Source organism: Rhodopseudomonas pseudopalustris (assembly GCF_900110435.1).
Taxonomy (GTDB): Bacteria; Pseudomonadota; Alphaproteobacteria; order Rhizobiales; family Xanthobacteraceae; genus Rhodopseudomonas; species Rhodopseudomonas pseudopalustris.
The window spans coordinates 314232-331947 of the sequence record NZ_FODT01000007.1; the positions used below are offsets into that span (position 1 = coordinate 314232).

The 17716-nt window shown below is 65.7% G+C and carries 21 protein-coding genes; 14 read left to right on the forward strand and 7 right to left on the reverse strand.

Annotated elements, in window-relative coordinates:
- Positions 1 to 9: 9 nt before the first annotated feature.
- From fliE to BMY71_RS15835, 8 genes are all read left to right on the forward strand, one after another.
- On the forward strand, positions 10 to 315 hold the full coding sequence (gene fliE / locus BMY71_RS15800; RefSeq protein WP_011502115.1) for a flagellar hook-basal body complex protein FliE: 306 nt from the start codon (positions 10 to 12) through the stop codon (positions 313 to 315).
- Positions 316 to 455: 140 nt separating this feature from the next.
- The gene (locus BMY71_RS15805) at positions 456 to 719 is read left to right on the forward strand and encodes a flagellar biosynthetic protein FliQ (RefSeq protein WP_011502116.1); all 264 of its coding nucleotides are present in this window, start codon (positions 456 to 458) and stop codon (positions 717 to 719) included.
- A gap of 109 nt (positions 720 to 828) precedes the next feature.
- Complete coding sequence (gene fliR, locus BMY71_RS15810; protein WP_092684961.1) at positions 829 to 1596, forward strand: flagellar biosynthetic protein FliR; 768 nt, start codon at positions 829 to 831, stop codon at positions 1594 to 1596.
- Between the two features lie 26 nt (positions 1597 to 1622).
- Positions 1623 to 2699, forward strand: coding sequence for a flagellar biosynthesis protein FlhB (flhB, locus tag BMY71_RS15815; protein ID WP_092684963.1), 1077 nt, complete (start codon positions 1623 to 1625; stop codon positions 2697 to 2699).
- A gap of 190 nt (positions 2700 to 2889) precedes the next feature.
- Entirely contained in the window at positions 2890 to 5442 is a 2553-nt protein-coding gene (gene cckA / locus BMY71_RS15820; protein WP_244526076.1) for a cell cycle histidine kinase CckA, read from the forward strand.
- 160 nt (positions 5443 to 5602) lie between these two features.
- Positions 5603 to 6598: a Tim44 domain-containing protein gene (locus BMY71_RS15825; RefSeq protein ID WP_011502121.1), complete on the forward strand. Its 996-nt coding sequence runs from the start codon at positions 5603 to 5605 to the stop codon at positions 6596 to 6598.
- Between the two features lie 167 nt (positions 6599 to 6765).
- Positions 6766 to 7452, forward strand: a complete 687-nt coding sequence (locus BMY71_RS15830; RefSeq protein WP_092684967.1) for a lectin — start codon at positions 6766 to 6768, stop codon at positions 7450 to 7452.
- Positions 7453 to 7517: 65 nt separating this feature from the next.
- Positions 7518 to 8228 carry a glutathione S-transferase gene (locus BMY71_RS15835; protein ID WP_092684969.1) on the forward strand — a complete coding sequence of 237 codons (711 nt, stop codon included), beginning with the start codon at positions 7518 to 7520 and terminating at the stop codon, positions 8226 to 8228.
- Positions 8229 to 8244: 16 nt separating this feature from the next.
- Here the strand turns inward: BMY71_RS15835 and BMY71_RS15840 are convergent, their stop codons facing one another.
- The 3 genes from BMY71_RS15840 to BMY71_RS15845 form a co-directional block, all read right to left on the reverse strand.
- Positions 8245 to 8604: a GFA family protein gene (locus BMY71_RS15840; protein WP_011502124.1), complete on the reverse strand. Its 360-nt coding sequence runs from the start codon at positions 8602 to 8604 to the stop codon at positions 8245 to 8247.
- A 186-nt stretch (positions 8605 to 8790) separates the two neighbouring features.
- On the reverse strand, positions 8791 to 8958 hold the full coding sequence (locus BMY71_RS24935) for a hypothetical protein (RefSeq protein ID WP_175557688.1): 168 nt from the start codon (positions 8956 to 8958) through the stop codon (positions 8791 to 8793).
- Positions 8959 to 9137: 179 nt separating this feature from the next.
- Entirely contained in the window at positions 9138 to 9626 is a 489-nt protein-coding gene (locus BMY71_RS15845) for a hypothetical protein (RefSeq protein ID WP_092685029.1), read from the reverse strand.
- Between the two features lie 214 nt (positions 9627 to 9840).
- Between BMY71_RS15845 and BMY71_RS15850 the strand changes: the two genes are divergently transcribed.
- From BMY71_RS15850 to BMY71_RS15865, 4 genes are all read left to right on the forward strand, one after another.
- Positions 9841 to 10074, forward strand: a complete 234-nt coding sequence (locus BMY71_RS15850; protein ID WP_011502126.1) for a hypothetical protein — start codon at positions 9841 to 9843, stop codon at positions 10072 to 10074.
- Entirely contained in the window at positions 10071 to 10283 is a 213-nt protein-coding gene (locus BMY71_RS25295; RefSeq protein ID WP_244526074.1) for a type II toxin-antitoxin system RelE/ParE family toxin, read from the forward strand. The genes BMY71_RS15850 and BMY71_RS25295 overlap by 4 nt, the downstream gene beginning before the upstream one ends.
- Before the next feature lie 183 nt (positions 10284 to 10466).
- On the forward strand, positions 10467 to 12122 hold the full coding sequence (locus BMY71_RS15860) for a fumarate hydratase (RefSeq protein ID WP_092684971.1): 1656 nt from the start codon (positions 10467 to 10469) through the stop codon (positions 12120 to 12122).
- Positions 12123 to 12138: 16 nt separating this feature from the next.
- On the forward strand, positions 12139 to 12822 hold the full coding sequence (locus BMY71_RS15865) for a DUF429 domain-containing protein (RefSeq protein ID WP_092684973.1): 684 nt from the start codon (positions 12139 to 12141) through the stop codon (positions 12820 to 12822).
- 12 nt (positions 12823 to 12834) lie between these two features.
- On the opposite strand, the gene BMY71_RS15870 is transcribed toward BMY71_RS15865, so the two are convergent.
- On the reverse strand, positions 12835 to 13842 hold the full coding sequence (locus BMY71_RS15870) for a DUF3616 domain-containing protein (RefSeq protein WP_092684975.1): 1008 nt from the start codon (positions 13840 to 13842) through the stop codon (positions 12835 to 12837).
- Between the two features lie 410 nt (positions 13843 to 14252).
- Positions 14253 to 14549, reverse strand: a complete 297-nt coding sequence (locus BMY71_RS15875) for a hypothetical protein (RefSeq protein WP_092684977.1) — start codon at positions 14547 to 14549, stop codon at positions 14253 to 14255.
- A 251-nt stretch (positions 14550 to 14800) separates the two neighbouring features.
- Between BMY71_RS15875 and BMY71_RS15880 the strand changes: the two genes are divergently transcribed.
- Entirely contained in the window at positions 14801 to 15508 is a 708-nt protein-coding gene (locus tag BMY71_RS15880) for an Ig-like domain-containing protein (RefSeq protein ID WP_092684979.1), read from the forward strand.
- Positions 15509 to 15529: 21 nt separating this feature from the next.
- On the opposite strand, the gene BMY71_RS15885 is transcribed toward BMY71_RS15880, so the two are convergent.
- Positions 15530 to 16102, reverse strand: coding sequence for an inner membrane-spanning protein YciB (locus tag BMY71_RS15885; RefSeq protein WP_092684981.1), 573 nt, complete (start codon positions 16100 to 16102; stop codon positions 15530 to 15532).
- Between the two features lie 327 nt (positions 16103 to 16429).
- On the opposite strand from BMY71_RS15885, the gene BMY71_RS15890 reads away from it, so the two are divergent.
- On the forward strand, positions 16430 to 17287 hold the full coding sequence (locus tag BMY71_RS15890) for an SET domain-containing protein (protein WP_092684983.1): 858 nt from the start codon (positions 16430 to 16432) through the stop codon (positions 17285 to 17287).
- 6 nt (positions 17288 to 17293) lie between these two features.
- Here BMY71_RS15890 and BMY71_RS15895 read toward each other — a convergent pair whose 3' ends face one another.
- On the reverse strand, positions 17294 to 17692 hold the full coding sequence (locus BMY71_RS15895) for a hypothetical protein (RefSeq protein ID WP_092685031.1): 399 nt from the start codon (positions 17690 to 17692) through the stop codon (positions 17294 to 17296).
- Positions 17693 to 17716 lie beyond the last annotated feature (24 nt).

Here is a 17716-nt window from a genome sequence, read left to right on the forward strand (position 1 = left end):
AGACCACCAATGGCATCCCCGATTTCCGCAGCCAATGCCTATGCGAGCCTGGCCCGGCTCGCCAATCCGGCCGGCGCCGGCAAACAGACCGACAACGGCCCGTCGTTCGGCGCGATGGTCAAGGAGGCGATGGGCAGCGTGCTCGACGCCGGACGCAAATCCGACGCCCAGACCGTGGCGATGGCCAATGGCAAGTCGAACATCATGGATGTGGTGACCGCGGTCGCCGAAACCGACGTCGCGGTGTCGACGCTGGTGTCGGTGCGTGACCGGGTGATCCAGTCCTACGAAGACATCCTGAGAATGCCGATCTGATTCAAGGCCCTCGTCCTGAGCGGCCGCAGGTCGCTTTTCGCAGGGCGGGGATCATCGTTCTCACGGTTCGCGACGCGCACAGCGCCGCTCACCTCTCGATCGGGGCAAATCGCCCGCAGCGTTACGCAAAGGAACTCGACATGACTGGTCCCGAAACTCTCGACGTGGCGCGCGATGCGGTTTGGACGATCGTGATCGTCTCTACGCCGCTGATGGTGGTCGGCCTCGTCGTCGGCGTGGCGGTGTCGCTGGTGCAGGCGCTGACCCAGATCCAGGAACAGACCCTGGTGTTCGTGCCGAAGATTTTGGCGATGTTCCTCACCTTCGTGCTGACGCTGCCGTTCATGGCCGACGTGCTGCACGCCGAGATGTTGCGGATTTCATCGCGAATCATCGGCGGTTGACGCATGATCGGGGCCCGCGCCACCGGCCGGTGCGCAGCGTTCGCGGCCGGTGCCGCGGATCGCCGCGACGCCGACGCGACCGCTTGGTGCCCCGACACAGATCCTCGCCATGCGCATCGACATTTCGTTCCTGCCCGCGCTCGGCGCCGCCTTCATGCTGGTGTTCGCCCGCATCGGCGCGATGGTGATGCTGTTTCCGACGCTCGGCGAGAGCAACATCCCGGTGCGCATCAAGCTGTCGATCGCGCTGGGGCTGACGCTGATCATCCTGCCGCTGCACCGCAGCGCCTATCAGGTCGATATGTCGTCGCTGACGCCGCTGCTGGTAATGATGATTCAGGAGATCATCATCGGCATCGTGCTCGGCGCCACCGCGCGGGTGACGCTGTCGGCGCTGCAGGTCGCAGGCTCGGTGATCGCGCAGCAACTCGGGCTCGGCTTCGTCACTGCGGTCGATCCGACCCAGGGCCAGCAGGGCCTGCTGATCGGCAACTTCCTCACTATCCTCGGTGTGACGATGCTGTTCGCCACCGACTCGCATCATCTGGTGATCCAGGCGCTGAGCGACAGCTACAAGATCTTCGCGCCGGGCGAATTGCTGAGCAGCGGCGACGTCGCGGCGCTCGCGACGAAGGCGTTCGCCGCATCGTTCAAGATCGGGATGCAGCTCGCCGCGCCGTTCCTGGTGTTCGGCCTGGTGTTCAACATCGGCCTCGGCATCCTGGCGCGGCTGATGCCGCAGATGCAGGTGTATTTCGTCGGCGTGCCGCTTTCCATCGCGATCGGCTTCATCATCCTCGCCGCCGTGCTCACGACGATGATGGGCACATTCCTCAATTATTTCGGCGGCGTCATGCAACAGCTGACGCCACGCTGAGCCTGACCGCGCGGGAAGGCTGAGCGATGTCCGACGATAATGACGAAGAGAAACAACAAGAACCAACACAAAAGCGCCTCGACGACGCGCTCAAACGCGGCGACGTCGCCAAGAGCCAGGAGGTCAACACCTGGTTCGTGATCGCCGGCGCAACATTGCTGCTGTCGTCGTTCTCGGGATCGATCGGAACCGGCGTCACCGGTCCGATGCGCGCGCTGATCGAAAAATCCTGGATGCTCAAGGTCGATGGCGCGGGCCTGCTGGCGCTGACCAAGAGCCTGTTGCTGATGCTGGTCTCGGTGCTCGGCGTGCCGCTGTTCCTGTTGATGCTGGTCGCGATCGGCAGCAATTTGATCCAGCACCGCCTGGTGTTCTCCACCGAAGGGCTGACGCCGAAATTAAGCAAGCTGTCGCCGCTGGAGGGCGCCAAGCGGCTGTTCGGCAAGCAGGCGCTGGCCAATTTTCTCAAGGGCCTTTTCAAGGTGATCGCGCTCGGCGTGGTGATGGTCGCGGTGCTGTATCCGGAGCGCGATCGGCTCGACGCGCTGCTGCAGATGGACGTGGTCTCGCTGCTCGGCGTCACCGTCGGGCTGACATTGAAGCTGATGGGATCGGTTGCGGCGGTGCTCGCCTTCGTCGCAGCCGGCGATTACTTTTTCCAGTATCGCACCTGGCACGAGCGGCAAAAGATGTCGCTGCAGGAGGTCAAGGACGAATACAAGCAATCGGAAGGCGATCCGCACATCAAGGGGCGGATCCGGCAGATCCGCTATCAGCGGATGAAGAAAAGGATGATGGCGGCGGTGCCGAGCGCCTCGGTGGTCATCACCAACCCGACCCACTTCTCGGTGGCGCTGAAATACGAGCGCGGCATGCAGGCGCCGATCTGCGTCGCCAAGGGCGCCGACGCGATCGCGTTCAAGATCAGGGAAGTGGCGAAGGCCAACAACGTCCCGATCGTCGAGAACGTGCCGCTGGCGCGCGCGCTCTACGCCACCGTCGAGGTCGACGGTGAAATCCCGATCGAGCACTATCACGCGGTCGCCGAGGTGATCGGCTATGTCATGAACCTGAAGCGCGGCTTCTCCGCGCGGCGGGGCTGAGCCGGATGGCGAGGCTGCTGCGAGCCGTTGGCGAGGGCGGGCATCCCCGGAAGCCCCGCATCCGCAGCGGCGTCCGGGCCGGCCGGGGAAGCTTCCCGGGCCGAGGATGGTCTTGCGCGGGCGGCTCCGATTCAGGCAGGTGGGAGCCGGCCGCCGCTGCGCAGGCGGGCAAGGGATCGGTTCGGTGACCATGACCATCAACGACCATCAGGCTCCGACGACCGCTGCGGCGGAGCCGGCGCGCCGCGGCGGCAGCATCGTGCTGGTTCTGCTGGTGGCGGGCGCCATCGTCGCCGCCGCCGTGGCGTTCATGACGCTCGGCCGCGCCGATGCGCAGCCCTATATTCTCGGCCTGCTGGCGCTGCTGGCGATGGTCGGGCTGTTCATGCTGTTCGCCTTCGCCGCCGGCATCGTCGGCTTCGCCGACCGGGCCGCCGACGATCCGGTGCTGCGGGCGATCGCCGAAGGCGCGTTCGACGGCATCGCGGTGACCGATCCGCGCGGGCATGTGGTTTACGCCAACTCGGCCTATCTGGCGCTGACCGGCGCCGCGACGATGCAGGACGTCCGCCCGGTCGAGCGGGTGTTCATCGGCAACCCCGACGTGTCCGAGGCGGTATTCCGCCTGTTGAAGGCGGCGCGCGAGGGCAAGCGGCTGCAGGAGGAGGTCCGGGTCGCCGGCGCCGATGGCGCGCAGGGCCGCTGGATGCGGATGCGGGTGCGTCCGCTCGGACCCGGCAAGCGCGAGGCGCGGCAGACGGTCTGGTCGCTGGCCGACATCACCCGCGACCGCGAGCACCAGGAGGACGTGTTCCAGGAGCTGCAGCACGCGATCGAATATCTCGACCATGCGCCCTGCGGCTTCTTCTCGGTCAATGCCGACGGCAATCTCGTCTACGTCAACGCTACCCTGGCGAACTGGCTCGACCACGACCTTGCCGAGATCGGCTCCGGCGGGCTGAAGCTCGGCGACATCGTCTCCGGCGACGGCGCGGCGCTGCTGACCTCGATCGTGCCCGAGCCGGGTGAGGTGAAAACCGAGGTTTTCGACATCGATCTGAAGATGCGCAACGGCAAGACCATGCCGGTGCGACTGTATCACAAGCTCGCCTTCGGCGCCGACGGCGCGCCCGGCGCGTCGCGCACGCTGGTGATCAGCCGCGCCCGCGACGAGCGGCTCGATCCGCAGCGCGCCGCCGAGATCCGCTTCATGCGGTTCTTCGACCACACCCCGATGGCGATCGCCACGGTGGACAAGTCCGGCGTCGTGGTGCGCGCCAATGCCCGTTTCGCCAAGCTGGCGCAGAGCCTGGATCCGACCGGCGCCGCCGCCAAGTCGATCCTCGCTGCCGTCAATATCCGCGATCGCAACACCCTCGGCGGTGCGATCGATCAGGCTGCGCAAGGCCAGGCCGACATCGCGCCGGTCGAGGTGATGCTCGACGGCGCCAAGGAGCGCTGGGGCCAGTTCTTCGTCACGGCGGTCGCCGACGACGGCGATGCCGAGGCCGCGATCGTCTATCTGCTCGAGACCACCGAGCGTCGCGCGCTCGAGAACCAGGTCAACCAGGCGCAGAAGATGGATACCATCGGCCAGCTCGCCGGCGGCATCGCGCACGACTTCAACAACGTGCTCTCGGCCATCATGATGGCCAACGACTTCCTGCTGAACGCGCACAAGCCGACCGACCCGTCGTTCCAGGACATCATGCAGATCAAGCAGAACGCCACCCGCGCCGCGACGCTGGTGCGGCAGCTGCTGGCGTTCTCGCGCAAGCAGACGCTGCGGCCGCAGGTGCTCGATCTTCGGGAGGCGCTGACGGATATCGACCGGCTGTTGAAGCGGCTGATCGGCGAGAAGGTCACGCTCACAATGCCGCACGGTCGGGATCTGTGGCGGGTGAAGGCCGACGTCTCGCAGTTCGAACAGGTGATCGTCAATCTCGCGGTCAATGCGCGCGACGCGATGCCCGATGGCGGCAAGCTGACGATCCGCACCTGCAACGTGACCGCAGCGGACGCCGCGCAGCTCGCCCACAAGGGAATGCCGGCGGCGGACTATGTGCGCATCGACGTCAGCGACACCGGCACCGGGATTCCCGCCGATATCGTCGACAAGATCTTCGAGCCGTTCTTCTCGACCAAGGAAGTCGGCAAGGGCACCGGCCTCGGGCTGTCGACCGTCTACGGCATCATCAAGCAGACCGGCGGCTTCGTGTATGTCGACTCGGAGCCCGGCAAAGGCACTACCTTCCAGATTTTCCTGCCGCGCCACGATGCGGTTGAAGTGCTGCCGGAAGCCCCGGTCGTGACCAGCATCGCGGTGTCGAGCGAAGCGGCCGCCGCCGCCAAGCAGCGCGCCGACATGACCGGGCAGGGCACCATCCTGCTGGTCGAGGACGAAGAGGGGCTGCGCTCGCTCAACGCCCGCGGCCTGCGCTCGCGCGGCTACAACGTGATCGAGGCGTCCAACGGCATCGAGGCGCTGGAGGCGTTCGACGAGCATGGCGGCTCGGTCGATCTCGTGGTATCGGACGTGGTGATGCCGGAGATGGACGGGCCGTCGCTGTTGAAAGCGATGCGCGCGCGCAACTCCGACCTCAAGATCATCTTCGTCTCCGGCTACGCCGAGGACGCCTTCGAGAAAAGCCTGCCGGAGAATGAACAGTTCGCCTTCCTTGCCAAACCGTTCGCGCTGAGCGCGCTGGTCGCCAAGGTCAAGGAAACCATGGCGCCGAACTAAGCCGTTCGTCGTAGTTTCGCCGGGATTTCATCGTGCTAGCGCCAGCCGCGACCGAGCGTCGCAGCTTGCGACGCCCCCTGCGACGTCGCGGAGGCTTCCCTTTTGGGTGGCGCTGCCCATTTTAATCGAGCTTCCCCCTGCCGGGGATTGAGGGAAACCAATGAACTTTTTTCATCGCACGCGTGGCGCCGTTGCTGCACTGGCCGTGACCCTGTCGCTGGCCATGCCGCTGGCGCTGGCGCTCTCGTCGGCAGCTGACGCGCGCGTCGGCGGCGGCGGCAACTCCGGATCGCGCGGTTCGCGCTCCTTCTCGGCGCCGCAATCGACGCCGACCGCGCCGGGAACGGCGCAGCCGTTCAATCGCAGCATGGCCCAGCCGGGCAGCCCGGGAATGGCCGCTCCGGCCGCCGGCGCGGCCGCCAAGGGCGGCTTCTTCAATCGGCCCGGCATGGGCATGCTCGGCGGCCTCGCTGCCGGCTTCCTCGGCGCCGGCCTGCTCGGAATGCTGTTCGGCGGCGGCTTCATGTCGGGTCTCGGCGGCTTCGCCTCGATTATCGGCCTCGTCCTGCAGGTCTTGCTGGTCGTTGTGGTCGCGCGGCTCGCCTGGTCGTGGTGGCAGCGTCGCAAGAACCCGCAGCCCGCCCCGGCCTATGCCTCCAACGCGGGTCCGACCGTCGGTCCGGGTCCCGAGCCGAGCTATCGCACCGGCTTCGGCTTCGGCGGTGGCGGCGGCAGCGCCCCGAATGCGCCGCCGCTCGAGATCAAGCCGGAGGACTACGAGGCGTTCGAGCGTCTGCTCGGCGACGTTCAGTCCGCCTGGTCGAACGAGGACGTCGAGAAGCTGAACCAGCTCACGACCCCCGAGATGGCCTCGTATTTCGCCAAGGATCTGGCGGAGAACAAGGCGGCCAACGACATCAACAAGGTGTCGGACGTCAAGCTGCTGCAGGGCGATCTCGCCGAGTCGTGGCGCGAAGGCGAAACCGACTACGCCACCGTGGCGATGCGGTTCTCGCTGGTCGACAAGACCCTGGAGCGCGGCACCAACCGGCTCGTCTCCGGAAGCGAAACGCCGATCGAGGTCACCGAAGTGTGGACCTTCGCGCGGCGGTCGGGCGCCGACTGGGAACTGTCGGCGATCCAGCAAACCGCCTGAGCCTCGCTTTCCCTCAAAGACCCAAGCGCCGCGGATGTTTCCGCGGCGCTTTTTTTTGGCGCGCGCACGCCCGACAGGTCGCGGCACAATCACCGCAAAAGCGGGTTGATCCCAGACGGGTCTGCGGCCACGCTCACCCCCGAGGCAACGACGAACGGGAGGACCTTATGCGGATCGGATTGAAGGCATTGTCGCGTGTCGGCAAAGCCACTGCAGTCGCGGCCTTAGCCGCCTGGGCTGCGCCCGCGGCGCAGGCGCAGACGGCCAATGCGAGCTTCTTCGTCACCAGCAAGAGCATCGGCAATGGCGGCAATCTCGGCGGCCTCGCCGGCGCCGACAATCATTGCCAGGAACTGGCGCAGGCGGCCGGCATCGGCGGCAAGACCTGGCGGGCTTATCTGTCGACCCAGGCCGAAGACGGCAAGCCCGCGATCAACGCCCGCGACCGCATCGGCAAGGGGCCTTGGCAGAACGTCAAGGGCGAGCTGATCGCCAAGGACGTCACCGAGTTGCACGACGCGAACAAGCTGACGAAGCAGACCGCGCTCAGCGAAAAGGGCGAGGTCATCAACGGCCGCGGCGACACGCCGAACCGCCACGACATCCTGACCGGCTCGCAGCCGGACGGCACCGCTTTCGCCGGGCCCGAGGATCGCACCTGCAAGAACTGGACGAGCAGCCTGCAAGGCGCAGCGATGGTCGGGCATTCCGACCGGATCGGGCTGCGCGACGACGAGCCGTCGAAATCGTGGAACAGCTCGCATCCCTCGCGCGGGCCGGACGGCGGATGTTCGCAGAACGACGTCAAGAGCACCGGCGGCGACGCGCTGCTGTATTGCTTCGCGGTGAACTGAGGCCGCGCTCGGGCATTGGGCTATCCTGACGAAGGCCTTGCGGAGACCGGCGGGGAAAATCACCCATGCGTTACGAGCTGTATTACTGGCCGACCATTCAGGGCCGCGGCGAGTATGTTCGGCTTGCGCTCGAGGAGGCGGGCGTCGACTATGTCGACGTCGCGCGCCGCAACAAGGCCGGCGTCCGGGCGATGATGCAGATGATGGCGGCGAACAAGGGCGCGCCGCCCTTCGCGCCGCCGTTTCTCAAAGCAGGTTCGCTGGTGATCGGCCAGACCGCCAACATCCTGCTGTATCTCGGCGCACGCCACGGCCTTGCGCCGAAAACAGAGGCCGGGCGGCTGTGGGTCCATCAGCTCCAGCTCACCATCGCCGACTTCGTGCAGGAGGTCCACGACACCCATCATCCGATCGGCACCTCGCTGTACTACGAAGACCAGCGCGGCCCGGCGAAGTTGCGCAGCGCCGAGTTCCGCAAGGAACGCGCGCCGAAATATCTCGGCTATTTCGAGCGCCTGATCGGCGGCAGCGGCGGCCCGTTCGTCACCGGCCGCAAGCTCACTTACGCGGATCTGTCGCTGTTCCAGATCGTCGAAGGAATGCGCTACGCGTTCCCGAAATCGATGGCGAAGATCGAACGCAAGACCCCGGGTCTGATCGAGCTGCACGACCGCGTCGCCGCGCGCCCGAACATCAACGCCTATCTCGAAAGCCCCCGCCGCATCGCTTTCAACGAGGACGGCATCTTTCGTCGCTACAAGGCGCTGGACAAGTAGTCGACGCCGGTCGCCGCTACCTGCTGCGTCCGTCGATCGGCGTCATCTTCAGCGCCGCGAGATCGATGCCGTCGATGCAGGAGACGTTGACGGCGATGATTTCGCTGCCGTCGGGCTTGGTGCCGCGGGCGAACACTTCGACGCCGCATTCGCTGCAGAGTTGGTGGCTGATCGCGCGCTGGTTGAACAGATATTCCTTCAGGCTCTCACCGCCGGCGCGCAGCTGAAAGCTCTTGGGCGGCAGGAAGGTCAGATGCAGCCCCTTCTTGGTACAGATCGAGCAATTGCACGCCGTCACCGTTGCGAGGTCGGTGGTGCATTCGAACCGCACCTGGCCGCAATGGCAGCCGCCGGTGCACACTTTCAGGCCAGTCATGGTGTCGCTCCGCCATCCCGCCGGTCGGGCGCCGGCGCGCGCCTGTATTAGCAGACGCCGGACGGCAGGCGATAGCGCAGGCGCATCAATGGAACGGCAATGGAACCGGGGCGGAGCGGTGAGCCTCTGAAGCGGATGTGAAAAGCCCCGCGCGAAGCGGGGCTGATCACCGGGGTAGATCGTCGCTCAGGCGAGCTGATCGACCCGCGTGCCTTGTCCGGGCGGCAGCGCCGCCTTGGGGGGAGGCGTCGTGGTTGCGTCGTCTTTGGCCGGCGGCGGCGGCGGCGGGGGTGGAGGGCTCGCCTGAACCGGCTTCGAGACGGGCGTCGAGGACACGCTCGAAATACTACTCATGATTGATCCTCGTAGGTTTGCGAGTGTCACCGACAATCACATGGTGCGGCTTGAAGCGGAGTGCTCGGCCCCCAAACCGCGCCCGTCGTCGGACCGCATCATCATCCCCCCAGCAGATGAAGTTTGCGCGCAGTCGCCCGATCGCATTTGGCTAAAAGTCGAGCGTTACCTTCGCGGCGTCACTCCGCGTTGCTTCGCGACACCGCGATCGACGAGTCGGCCTTGCCGCGGATGCAGCGTATGTCGAGACGGCGGTAGCGCGACTTGACGTCGTTACCGCGCAGCAGGCCGATCCGGCCGAAGCAGCGCTTGACGCCGCGCAGCGTGTCCGGCTTCGGGATCGTGAATACGATCGCCGCGGCGCTGGCGATCAACTCCTGGAACGCCGGCGACGGTTGACGCGTCGGCGCGATCCCGAACACCTCGTTCTTGATGGTGCGGTTCGGGCAGCCCAGCCGCAACGACTTCGCCGCCGGATGCGACAGATAGATCACGTTGGCAATGGTCTTGCCGATCGTGATCCCGTCGATCTGCGATTTCAGCTGGGCGGCGAGATCGTCGCAGCGATCAGCACGGGCGGGGGCGGCGGCGAGCAGGCATGCGGTGAGCGCGAGGGCGGCGAGGCGCGCAAAGCGGGGGAGGGACAAGGCGGCTGAAAGGACGATCATCAGGCAATGCTCCGCGAACAACCCGGCCAAGAAACATAGCGAAGGCGCGGGAGAATGCAAAATGGGGCGGAGCGGCCGAGCCGATCTGGCCTTCGCCAACCTGAAGTGTCGGTTGGCCTCCGGTTCACCTAAGCGGCGAGATTGCTGCTCTGATATCGCGGTCGCGCGCGGTTGAAGGGGTGAAAAAGTCGGGCCGCTGTGCTAGGTTGAAATCATGACGAAACTGCTAGAGCAGGCTTTGCGCGAGGTCGAACAGTTGTCGGACGCCGAGCAGAATGCGGCGGCCGGGGCGTTGCTCGACTACGTCAGGCATTTGCACGACACATCGCTGACTGATGCGCAGGTGGCCGAAGTTCGTCGTCGCCGTGCGCAGCCTGATCGCAGGCTGATATCTCATGAGGAAGCTCGAGAGCGGATTGCGCGGCTCGGGACGCAGCCAGACGAATGAAGCTCGTCTTCGACGATCAGGCGTTGGCCGATCTCGAAGGGATCCACAGATGGATCGCAACAGACAGCCCGGCGACGGCAAAGAGTGTCGTTGCGCGGCTGTTCAGCAGCGCCGAACTGTTGACATCGTTCCCTTTGATGGGACGGTCCGGGTCCGAGATCGGTACACTAGAATGGGTGGTCCCGCGCCTGCCTTATGTCATCGTCTGAATGCGATGAGATCGGTCAGCACATCATCGTCATCGCGATCTTTCATGGCGCTCGGGATCGCGAAATATCAATCGAGAAGTCCGCAGACGCGCCAACGGAGCGCCACCGCTCTTTTTTGAACCCTTCAAAACTCCGGCGAAACCGACTAGACAACTCGGCAACTCCACCTGCCGAGGCCCGCCCATGAACGCTCCCACGCCTGTCCCGTCCGCCGCTACCCCGGTTCCGCCCTACAAGCACACGCCGCTGTTTCCGCTGGGCCCGGACGAGACGCCGTATCGCAAGATCACGTCGGAGGGCGTGCGGGTCGAGACGGTGCTGGGGCGGCAGATGCTGGTGGTGTCGCGCGAAGCGCTGCGGGCGTTGTCGGAGGCGGCGTTCGGGGACATCAACCATTATCTGCGCCCCGGCCATCTGAAGCAGCTCCGCGCCATCCTGGACGATCCGGACGCGAGCCCGAACGACAAGTTCGTGGCGCTGGACTTCTTGAAGAACGCCAATATCTCCGCCGGCGGCGTGCTGCCGATGTGCCAGGACACCGGCACCGCGATCATCATGGGCAAGAAGGGCTGCAACGTCATCACCGACGGCAGCGACGAGGCGGCGCTGAGCGAGGGCGCGCGCGATGCCTATCTGCGCCGCAATCTGCGCTACTCGCAGGTCGCTCCCTTGTCGATGTTCGAGGAAAAGAACACCGCCAACAACATGCCGGCGCAGTGCGAGATCTACGCCGAGGGCGATGACGCCTACAAGTTCATGTTCATGGCCAAGGGCGGCGGCTCGGCCAATAAGAGCTTCCTGTTCCAGGCGACGCCATCGGTGCTGACCCGCGACCGGCTGCTGGCGTTCCTGAAAGAGAAGATCATGACGCTCGGCACCGCGGCGTGCCCGCCCTATCACCTCGCGATCGTGATCGGCGGCACCTCGGTCGAGTCGACCATGAAGACCGTGAAGCTCGCCTCGGCGAAATATCTCGATGCGCTGCCCACCCAGGGCTCGGAAAACGGCAATGCTTTCCGCGATCTGGAGATGGAGCAGGACATCCTGAAGATGACCCAGTCGCTCGGCGTCGGCGCGCAGTTCGGCGGCAAGTATTTCTGCCACGACGTCCGCGTCATCCGGCTGCCGCGCCACGGCGCGTCGCTGCCGATCGGACTCGGCGTGTCGTGTTCGGCCGATCGCCAGGTGCTCGGCAAGATCACCCGCGACGGCGTCTATCTCGAGGAGTTGGAGCATCATCCGGCGCAGTATCTGCCGGAAGTGGAGCAGGCGCTCGGCGGCGAGGTGGTGCAGATCGACCTCGACCAGCCGATGCAGGATATCCTCGCGACGCTGTCGAACTATCCGACCAAGACCCGGCTGTCGCTGACCGGCACGATGATCGTCGCGCGCGACGCCGCCCACGCCAAGCTGCGCGACCGCCTGGAGAAGGGCGAGCCGCTGCCGGACTATTTCAAGAATCATCCGGTGTACTATGCGGGCCCCGCCAAGACGCCCGATGGCTATGCCTCGGGCGCGTTCGGGCCGACCACCGCGGGGCGGATGGATTCCTTCGTCGATCAGTTCCAGGCCGCCGGCGGCTCGATGGTGATGGTCGCGAAGGGCAACCGCGCGCCCGCGGTGCGCGAGGCCTGCAAGAAGTATGGCGGCTTCTATCTCGGCTCGATCGGCGGCGCGGCGGCGAATCTCGCCGAGCACTGCATCAAGAAGGTCGAGGTGCTGGAATATCCCGAGCTCGGCATGGAAGCGATCTGGCGGATCGAGGTGGTCGACTTCCCGGCCTTCATCATCGTCGATGACAAGGGCAACGACTTCTTCAAGGAGTTGAACCTCGGCTGACGCCGCTGCGTCGCCGATGATCGCCGTCGGCCTCGATGGCTATCGACACGGTTGGGTCGCCGTCACGCTCGACGGCGACCGCCATGCAATCGATTTCATCGCGGACATTTCCTGGCTCGCGGCGCAGCGCTTCACCCGCGCCGCCATCGATATTCCGATCGGCCTCCGCGACGACGGCGCCCGCGCCTGCGATCTCGAGGCGCGGGCGTTGTTGCGGCCGCATACCAGCCGCGTGTTCACCGGCGCACGGCGCTGGTTGTGGACCGAATTTCGCTATCCCGATCAGTTTGCCCGAGCCAACGCTGCGGCGGTCGCCCGCGGCCAGCCGCGAGTATCGCTGCAGCTCTGGCATCTCGGTCCGAAGATCATGCAGGTCGACAGCTTCGTGCGCGCCCATCATGCGCTCGACATCCGCGAGACGCATCCGGAACTGGTGTTCCGGCGATTGAACGATGATCAGCCATTGCCGCCCAAGCGGACTGCGGAGGGCCTGCGGCTTCGCCGCGATCTGCTGAGCTGGCAGGGGATTGATCAGATCGATCAGTGGGTGGACCGAGCGCGGATCGGCCGCGGCGCCAAGGCGGACGATGTGCTCGACGCTTGCGCCTGCGCGCTGGCGGCGCGTGATAGCGATGCCCGCGTGCCCAGCGGAGAGGCGCCTCTGGACGACCATGGTCTGCCAATGCGGATCTGGTATTGAGCCGCCCGCCGCTCAGCGCCGCAGGACGTATTCCGTTGGCCGGCCGTTGTCGGGGCCGTCGAACATCACCAGCACGCGCAACGGCGCGCCGTCGGCGTCCTGCAGCACCAGCAGGGTTTCGGCCTTCGCCGATCCCTTGACGTCGGGAAGCTCGAGTTCGCCGAGCTTTGCAATCTGATCGTCGGCGCGCCACAGGAACACCGCCGGCGCGGCGTCGGTCTGCTCGTTGACCGGGCCGGACAGGACGAGGAGACCGTCTTTCACCGCCGCAAGGTCGCGGATGCCGGCGTGGCGGCCGAGCTTCAGGGAATGCAGCTTGGCGTCGAGCGGCGCATCCGGGGTGAACGGCGCGGCCTTGTCGATCGACACGATGAACGCCTCGCCGTCGCGCGAGGGGCCGCGCAGGCCGAGATACATCCGCGTGCCGCGCAGCGCGAGGCCCTCGATATTGATCCCGCCTTCGTCGAGCGGCTGGTCGAAATAAGCGGCGACCGGATTGATCGATTTCAGCGCCTCGGCGAGCCGCGCGCTGTGCGCCAGACCCTGCACCTTTTCGTCGCCGACGAAGATCGGCTGGCCGTCCTTGTCGAGCGGAAAGCGAAACAGCGCGTAGCTCGATGGATTGTGGGCTTTCCAGTCGTGGCGTTTGCGGCCGTGCGAGCCGGTCACATAGAAATGGCTGTCGTCATAGGCGGTCGCTTCCGCGTCCGGATCGCCGTCATCCCCCTTGTCGACCAGTCGAATCACCGCGCCCGGCGTCAGCGCCGTTCCCGCGATGCTGAAGGCCTGCGCATATTTCTTCTCGTCGTTGACGATCAGGCAGGATCGCAGCGGCGGCGAGGTCGGCGCGCAGGCGGCGCCGCTGAGATTCTGCCGCGCGTCGGCGCTCTTTCCGAGATCGCCGCTGCTCGTCCATTGCGTCGGCTCCGGCTTGATCCGGTCGGCGGCCGCGGCGGCCGGGTTGCCGCACAGCGCGGCGCAGGCGAGGGTGGTCAGAAGCGATCTGAAAGGGGGCGTCATGATCAGCGCTGCTCCTTCGGGAGGCCGAGCGGCCAACTATCAAAATGCAACGAGCAAATGCACCTGCAGCAATAACGATTTAAGAATGAAAGACCGATAGTTCGCGCAGCCATGCGCGGACTAACAATGCGAAGGATGTGACCAGCGAGGAGGCGACGTGTCAATGCAATTCCAGGCGAAGCAACCGCCCGGCGCGTCGGCCGGTGTTGCGCGTGCCGAAGGACTTCGCTGCGGCGGCATCGCCGATGCGTAGCAGCGTCCGGGGATTTGCAGATGTTGAAGGCCGGGCTCGTTTCACCGCGGCCCTATCGCTTCTGCGCGGCGGATGCGCGGACCGGCGGCGCTCAACGTCTCGCCCTCTCCCCGCCAGAGCGCACGACAGCGGGGGGAGGGAAGTGCGGAAAAAGCCGTTACGCGCGTGCGCCGGAGAAGGGGAACGAGCCCATCGGGCCGATGCCCATTTCGCCGGAGATGCTGTCGCCGGTCACCTTGCCGCTGTAGCTCAGCGTCAGCGGCATCGGGTTGGTGATCGACAGCTTCCAGGCGACATCGTCGCCATTCACCGTGCCGTCGAAAATCTCTCCCGCATCGCCGTCGGCGGATTGCGTTCCGGTGAGCGTGGTTCCGTCGGCCTTCAGCGTCAGGTCGGCCTGCCGCTCGCCCATCGGCGTGCTCATGGTGATCTTCCAGTTTCCGTCGACTGCCATCTGTCTCTCCCTTGGGTCCGGCCTCGAAGGCTGCCGGGCGGCCCCTCTTAGTATGCCGTAGGGCGCGCAAACAAGCCTGATCGCCCGCATCGGCTGCGGCGAGGGGCCGCTAGCCCCTATGGGCGAGGGGAAACGGTGCTCTGCTCTGCCTTTCCAGCATAAGAGTACCTGTGGTGCGACGCACCAATCGTGATATGTTCAACATCGGAGGACGCTTCGAGGTTCGACCGTTCGCTCGGTGGAGACTTGACATGCGTTTATTGTATTTGGGCGGCCTGGCGTTCGGCGCCCTGCTGCTGCCGGTCGCGCTGACCGGCGCTGCGTCTGCGCAATACGAAATCATCAGCGAGCGGACAATGATCACCGTGTCGGCCTCGGCCGATCCGATGGCGCATGGCCGCGTCACCCTGACGGCGGACATCAAGACCGATCTCGGCGCCGGCGTCGCGGATGGCCGCATCACCTTCCTTGATATGACGACGATGCGCGTGCTGGGCTGGACCAGCGTCGCGCAGCCGCAGCTCACGGTCGACGATCTCGCGCCCGGCCGTCACAAGCTGCGCGCCGATTACAGCGGCAGCGCCAAGCTGATGCCGGTGATCGTGCTGCCGAGCCAGTCCGCTGAGCTCGCGCTCGATGTGCCGGCGCAACCCACGCTGACGCTGTCGTCGTCGCAGGGCGTCACAGCGCCGGGCGAACTTGTGACCTTCACCGTGACGGTGAAGGGCAGCGCCGGCGTGCCGGGCGGCGTGGTGACGGTTCGCGACGGCGACTGCGTGCTCGCGGCGCATGTCCCGCTCGACCGTGCCGGGACCGCGGCATTCACCACGTCGGCGCTGACCGACGGCGCGCGCAGCATCGTCGTCGAATATGAAGGCGATGCGCGCTACGCCAAGGCACGCGCGCAGATCGAACACGTCGTCACCGCGGTCGTCGCATCGGCCGCGCCGCGAATGTAGCGTTCCCGCCGCGCGAAACTGCTATTCCGCCATCGCGGAAGAGATCGAGGCGGCGGCGCGGAGCCGGTTGCGGATCACCAGCCGGAAGACGAGATATTGCGCGGCGACCGCCGCGATTTTGGCGGCCAGCGCGACGATCATCACATAGGCGGTCCACACCTTGATATCGCCGGTCAGCGCCGCCGCGATCACGCCGCCGCCGAGCGCGATCATCAGCGCGGCCCACAGATAGCCGGCCACCCGGACATATTCGGGGATCGTCGTGGCGACGATCGGCGGCACGTAGCGCAGCATCCAGTCCCGCCGCAGCATGATCGCGCCGACCGCGATGTGGCCCACGCTCGGCTTCGCCAGCACGAAGCGCGGGTCGTTGGTCAGCAGCGTGGCGCCGCCGAGCACGACCACCAGCGCCACGCTGGCATAGGCCATCACGTCGAGCCGCAGCCCCTTGATCCGCGCATGGATGAACTGACCGACAGCGCCGATCACCGCAACCGCCGTCGCCAGCGCGACATTGCCTGTCGAGAAATACAGCACCACGAAAATGATGGTGGAGAAGAAGTCGCTGCCGAGCTTGGCGAACACGGCTTTCATCGCAGTTTCCTCTCGGTCTGTTGGGGCGCTGCCCGGCCCTGGCCAGCGGCGCGCCCGTTGCGGATATTGCGGGCAGTATTGGGCGAAGTAAACCGGGGCCAATTCACAGGTCGCACGGTCGCGGCCGCAGTTCGCGCGGGGCGGGAGCCGGCGCGTGCGACGCGGCAGGGGATCATCGAGGCCTTGTTTTTGGGCGGAACTACGCTGATCGGACGATCCAAGCTGGGGAAGTTTCGCCTGAAAGCCACGAAACCCCTGCCAATCCGCGCGGAATCGATCTAGAAGGCCCGCTTGCGATCCCTTCCACGCCTGCAACGTCCGAAGATCATGCCCGCTTTGTCGAACAAGCCCTACCGCGTTGGCCGCTCCAAAACCGGACTCGGCCTGTTCGCCACCCAGCCGATCAAGAAGGGCGCCAAGATCGTCCGCTATTTCGGGCCGATGCTCGACTGCAACAAGAAGAAGGACGACGCGGTCGAGAACAAATATCTGTTCCAGATCAACAAGCGCTGGACCGTGGACGGATCGGTGCGCAAGAACATCGCGCGCTACATCAACCACGCCTGCAAGCCGAATGCGGAGTCGGATGTCAGTGTGCGCAAGCGCAAGATCATCATCCGCGCCATCAAGAACATCGAGCCGGGCGAAGAGATCAACTACGATTACGGCACCGATTACTTCAAGGAATATCTGAAGCCGATCGGGTGCAAATGTGATGCCTGCGAAAAGAAGCGCAAGAAGAAAAGCGTCGAGGCCCGCGCCGAGAAAATGCGGCTGAAGCAGAAAGCCGAGCGCAAGGCGCAGAAGCAGGCCGAGAAGGAAGCCGCCAAGGCTGCAGGTCAGGCGAAGGGCAAGTCCAACGGCAAGGGCAAGCCTGAGGCGGATGTGAAGGCCGGCAAAGCCAAGGTTTCGAAACCGCCGAAGACGACAAAGGCCGCAACGCCGAAGGCGACGCGTGCGAAAGCCAAGTCTTCGGCTGCCAAGTCTCCAGCGGCCAAGTCTCCAGCGGCCAAGCCTTCGAAGGAAAAGCCTTCGAAGGGCAAGACCTCGCCGGTGAAGGCGAGGTCCAAGGGTTCCTCATCGAGAGCGGCTTCATCGTCTAAAACGGCTGCATCCTCCAAAAAGGCTGCATCGTCAAAACCGTCGCCGCGCAAGGCGGCGGCGAACGCGGCGGCCGCCGCCTGAGCGCGCTCAGGCTGTCGCCGCCGGACGGCTGCGGCTGAGCCCCATGAACTGCAACTCGGCGAACACGCCGACCGCGATCGCCTGGATCACCACGAAGGCGATGCCGAGCGCATTCGGCGTTACCGCGCCGCTGATCAGAAGTGCGACGCTGCCGAGCGTCCATAGGGCGTTGCCGATGATCACGACGACGACCAGCGGCTTGATCAGCGTGGCGCGGGTGCCGAGCCAGCCGACGAACGCCGCATAGGCGATCAGGAACAGTCCGGTCTCGAACAGCAGCGGCTGAGGCAGGGAGAGCCAGGGCGATAGCGCGCCGGCGCCGAAAGCCAGCAGCACTGCCATCGCGCCGCTGACCAGCGCGTCGGCCTGAAGGGCGCGGCGGAGCAGCAGTGACGGGTGAATCATGGTCGTCTCCTTCGGTTCGGTTGC

Coding starts and splice junctions, on each gene's coding strand:
- fliE (WP_011502115.1), top strand. CDS start 10: ATGGCATCCCCGATTTCCGCAGCCAATGCCTATGCGAGCCTGGCCCGG.
- BMY71_RS15805 (WP_011502116.1), top strand. CDS start 456: ATGACTGGTCCCGAAACTCTCGACGTGGCGCGCGATGCGGTTTGGACG.
- fliR (WP_092684961.1), top strand. CDS start 829: ATGCGCATCGACATTTCGTTCCTGCCCGCGCTCGGCGCCGCCTTCATG.
- flhB (WP_092684963.1), top strand. CDS start 1,623: ATGTCCGACGATAATGACGAAGAGAAACAACAAGAACCAACACAAAAG.
- cckA (WP_244526076.1), top strand. CDS start 2,890: ATGACCATCAACGACCATCAGGCTCCGACGACCGCTGCGGCGGAGCCG.
- BMY71_RS15825 (WP_011502121.1), top strand. CDS start 5,603: ATGAACTTTTTTCATCGCACGCGTGGCGCCGTTGCTGCACTGGCCGTG.
- BMY71_RS15830 (WP_092684967.1), top strand. CDS start 6,766: ATGCGGATCGGATTGAAGGCATTGTCGCGTGTCGGCAAAGCCACTGCA.
- BMY71_RS15835 (WP_092684969.1), top strand. CDS start 7,518: ATGCGTTACGAGCTGTATTACTGGCCGACCATTCAGGGCCGCGGCGAG.
- BMY71_RS15840 (WP_011502124.1), bottom strand. CDS start 8,604: ATGACTGGCCTGAAAGTGTGCACCGGCGGCTGCCATTGCGGCCAGGTG.
- BMY71_RS24935 (WP_175557688.1), bottom strand. CDS start 8,958: ATGAGTAGTATTTCGAGCGTGTCCTCGACGCCCGTCTCGAAGCCGGTT.
- BMY71_RS15845 (WP_092685029.1), bottom strand. CDS start 9,626: ATGATCGTCCTTTCAGCCGCCTTGTCCCTCCCCCGCTTTGCGCGCCTC.
- BMY71_RS15850 (WP_011502126.1), top strand. CDS start 9,841: ATGACGAAACTGCTAGAGCAGGCTTTGCGCGAGGTCGAACAGTTGTCG.
- BMY71_RS25295 (WP_244526074.1), top strand. CDS start 10,071: ATGAAGCTCGTCTTCGACGATCAGGCGTTGGCCGATCTCGAAGGGATC.
- BMY71_RS15860 (WP_092684971.1), top strand. CDS start 10,467: ATGAACGCTCCCACGCCTGTCCCGTCCGCCGCTACCCCGGTTCCGCCC.
- BMY71_RS15865 (WP_092684973.1), top strand. CDS start 12,139: ATGATCGCCGTCGGCCTCGATGGCTATCGACACGGTTGGGTCGCCGTC.
- BMY71_RS15870 (WP_092684975.1), bottom strand. CDS start 13,842: ATGACGCCCCCTTTCAGATCGCTTCTGACCACCCTCGCCTGCGCCGCG.
- BMY71_RS15875 (WP_092684977.1), bottom strand. CDS start 14,549: ATGGCAGTCGACGGAAACTGGAAGATCACCATGAGCACGCCGATGGGC.
- BMY71_RS15880 (WP_092684979.1), top strand. CDS start 14,801: ATGCGTTTATTGTATTTGGGCGGCCTGGCGTTCGGCGCCCTGCTGCTG.
- BMY71_RS15885 (WP_092684981.1), bottom strand. CDS start 16,102: ATGAAAGCCGTGTTCGCCAAGCTCGGCAGCGACTTCTTCTCCACCATC.
- BMY71_RS15890 (WP_092684983.1), top strand. CDS start 16,430: ATGCCCGCTTTGTCGAACAAGCCCTACCGCGTTGGCCGCTCCAAAACC.
- BMY71_RS15895 (WP_092685031.1), bottom strand. CDS start 17,692: ATGATTCACCCGTCACTGCTGCTCCGCCGCGCCCTTCAGGCCGACGCG.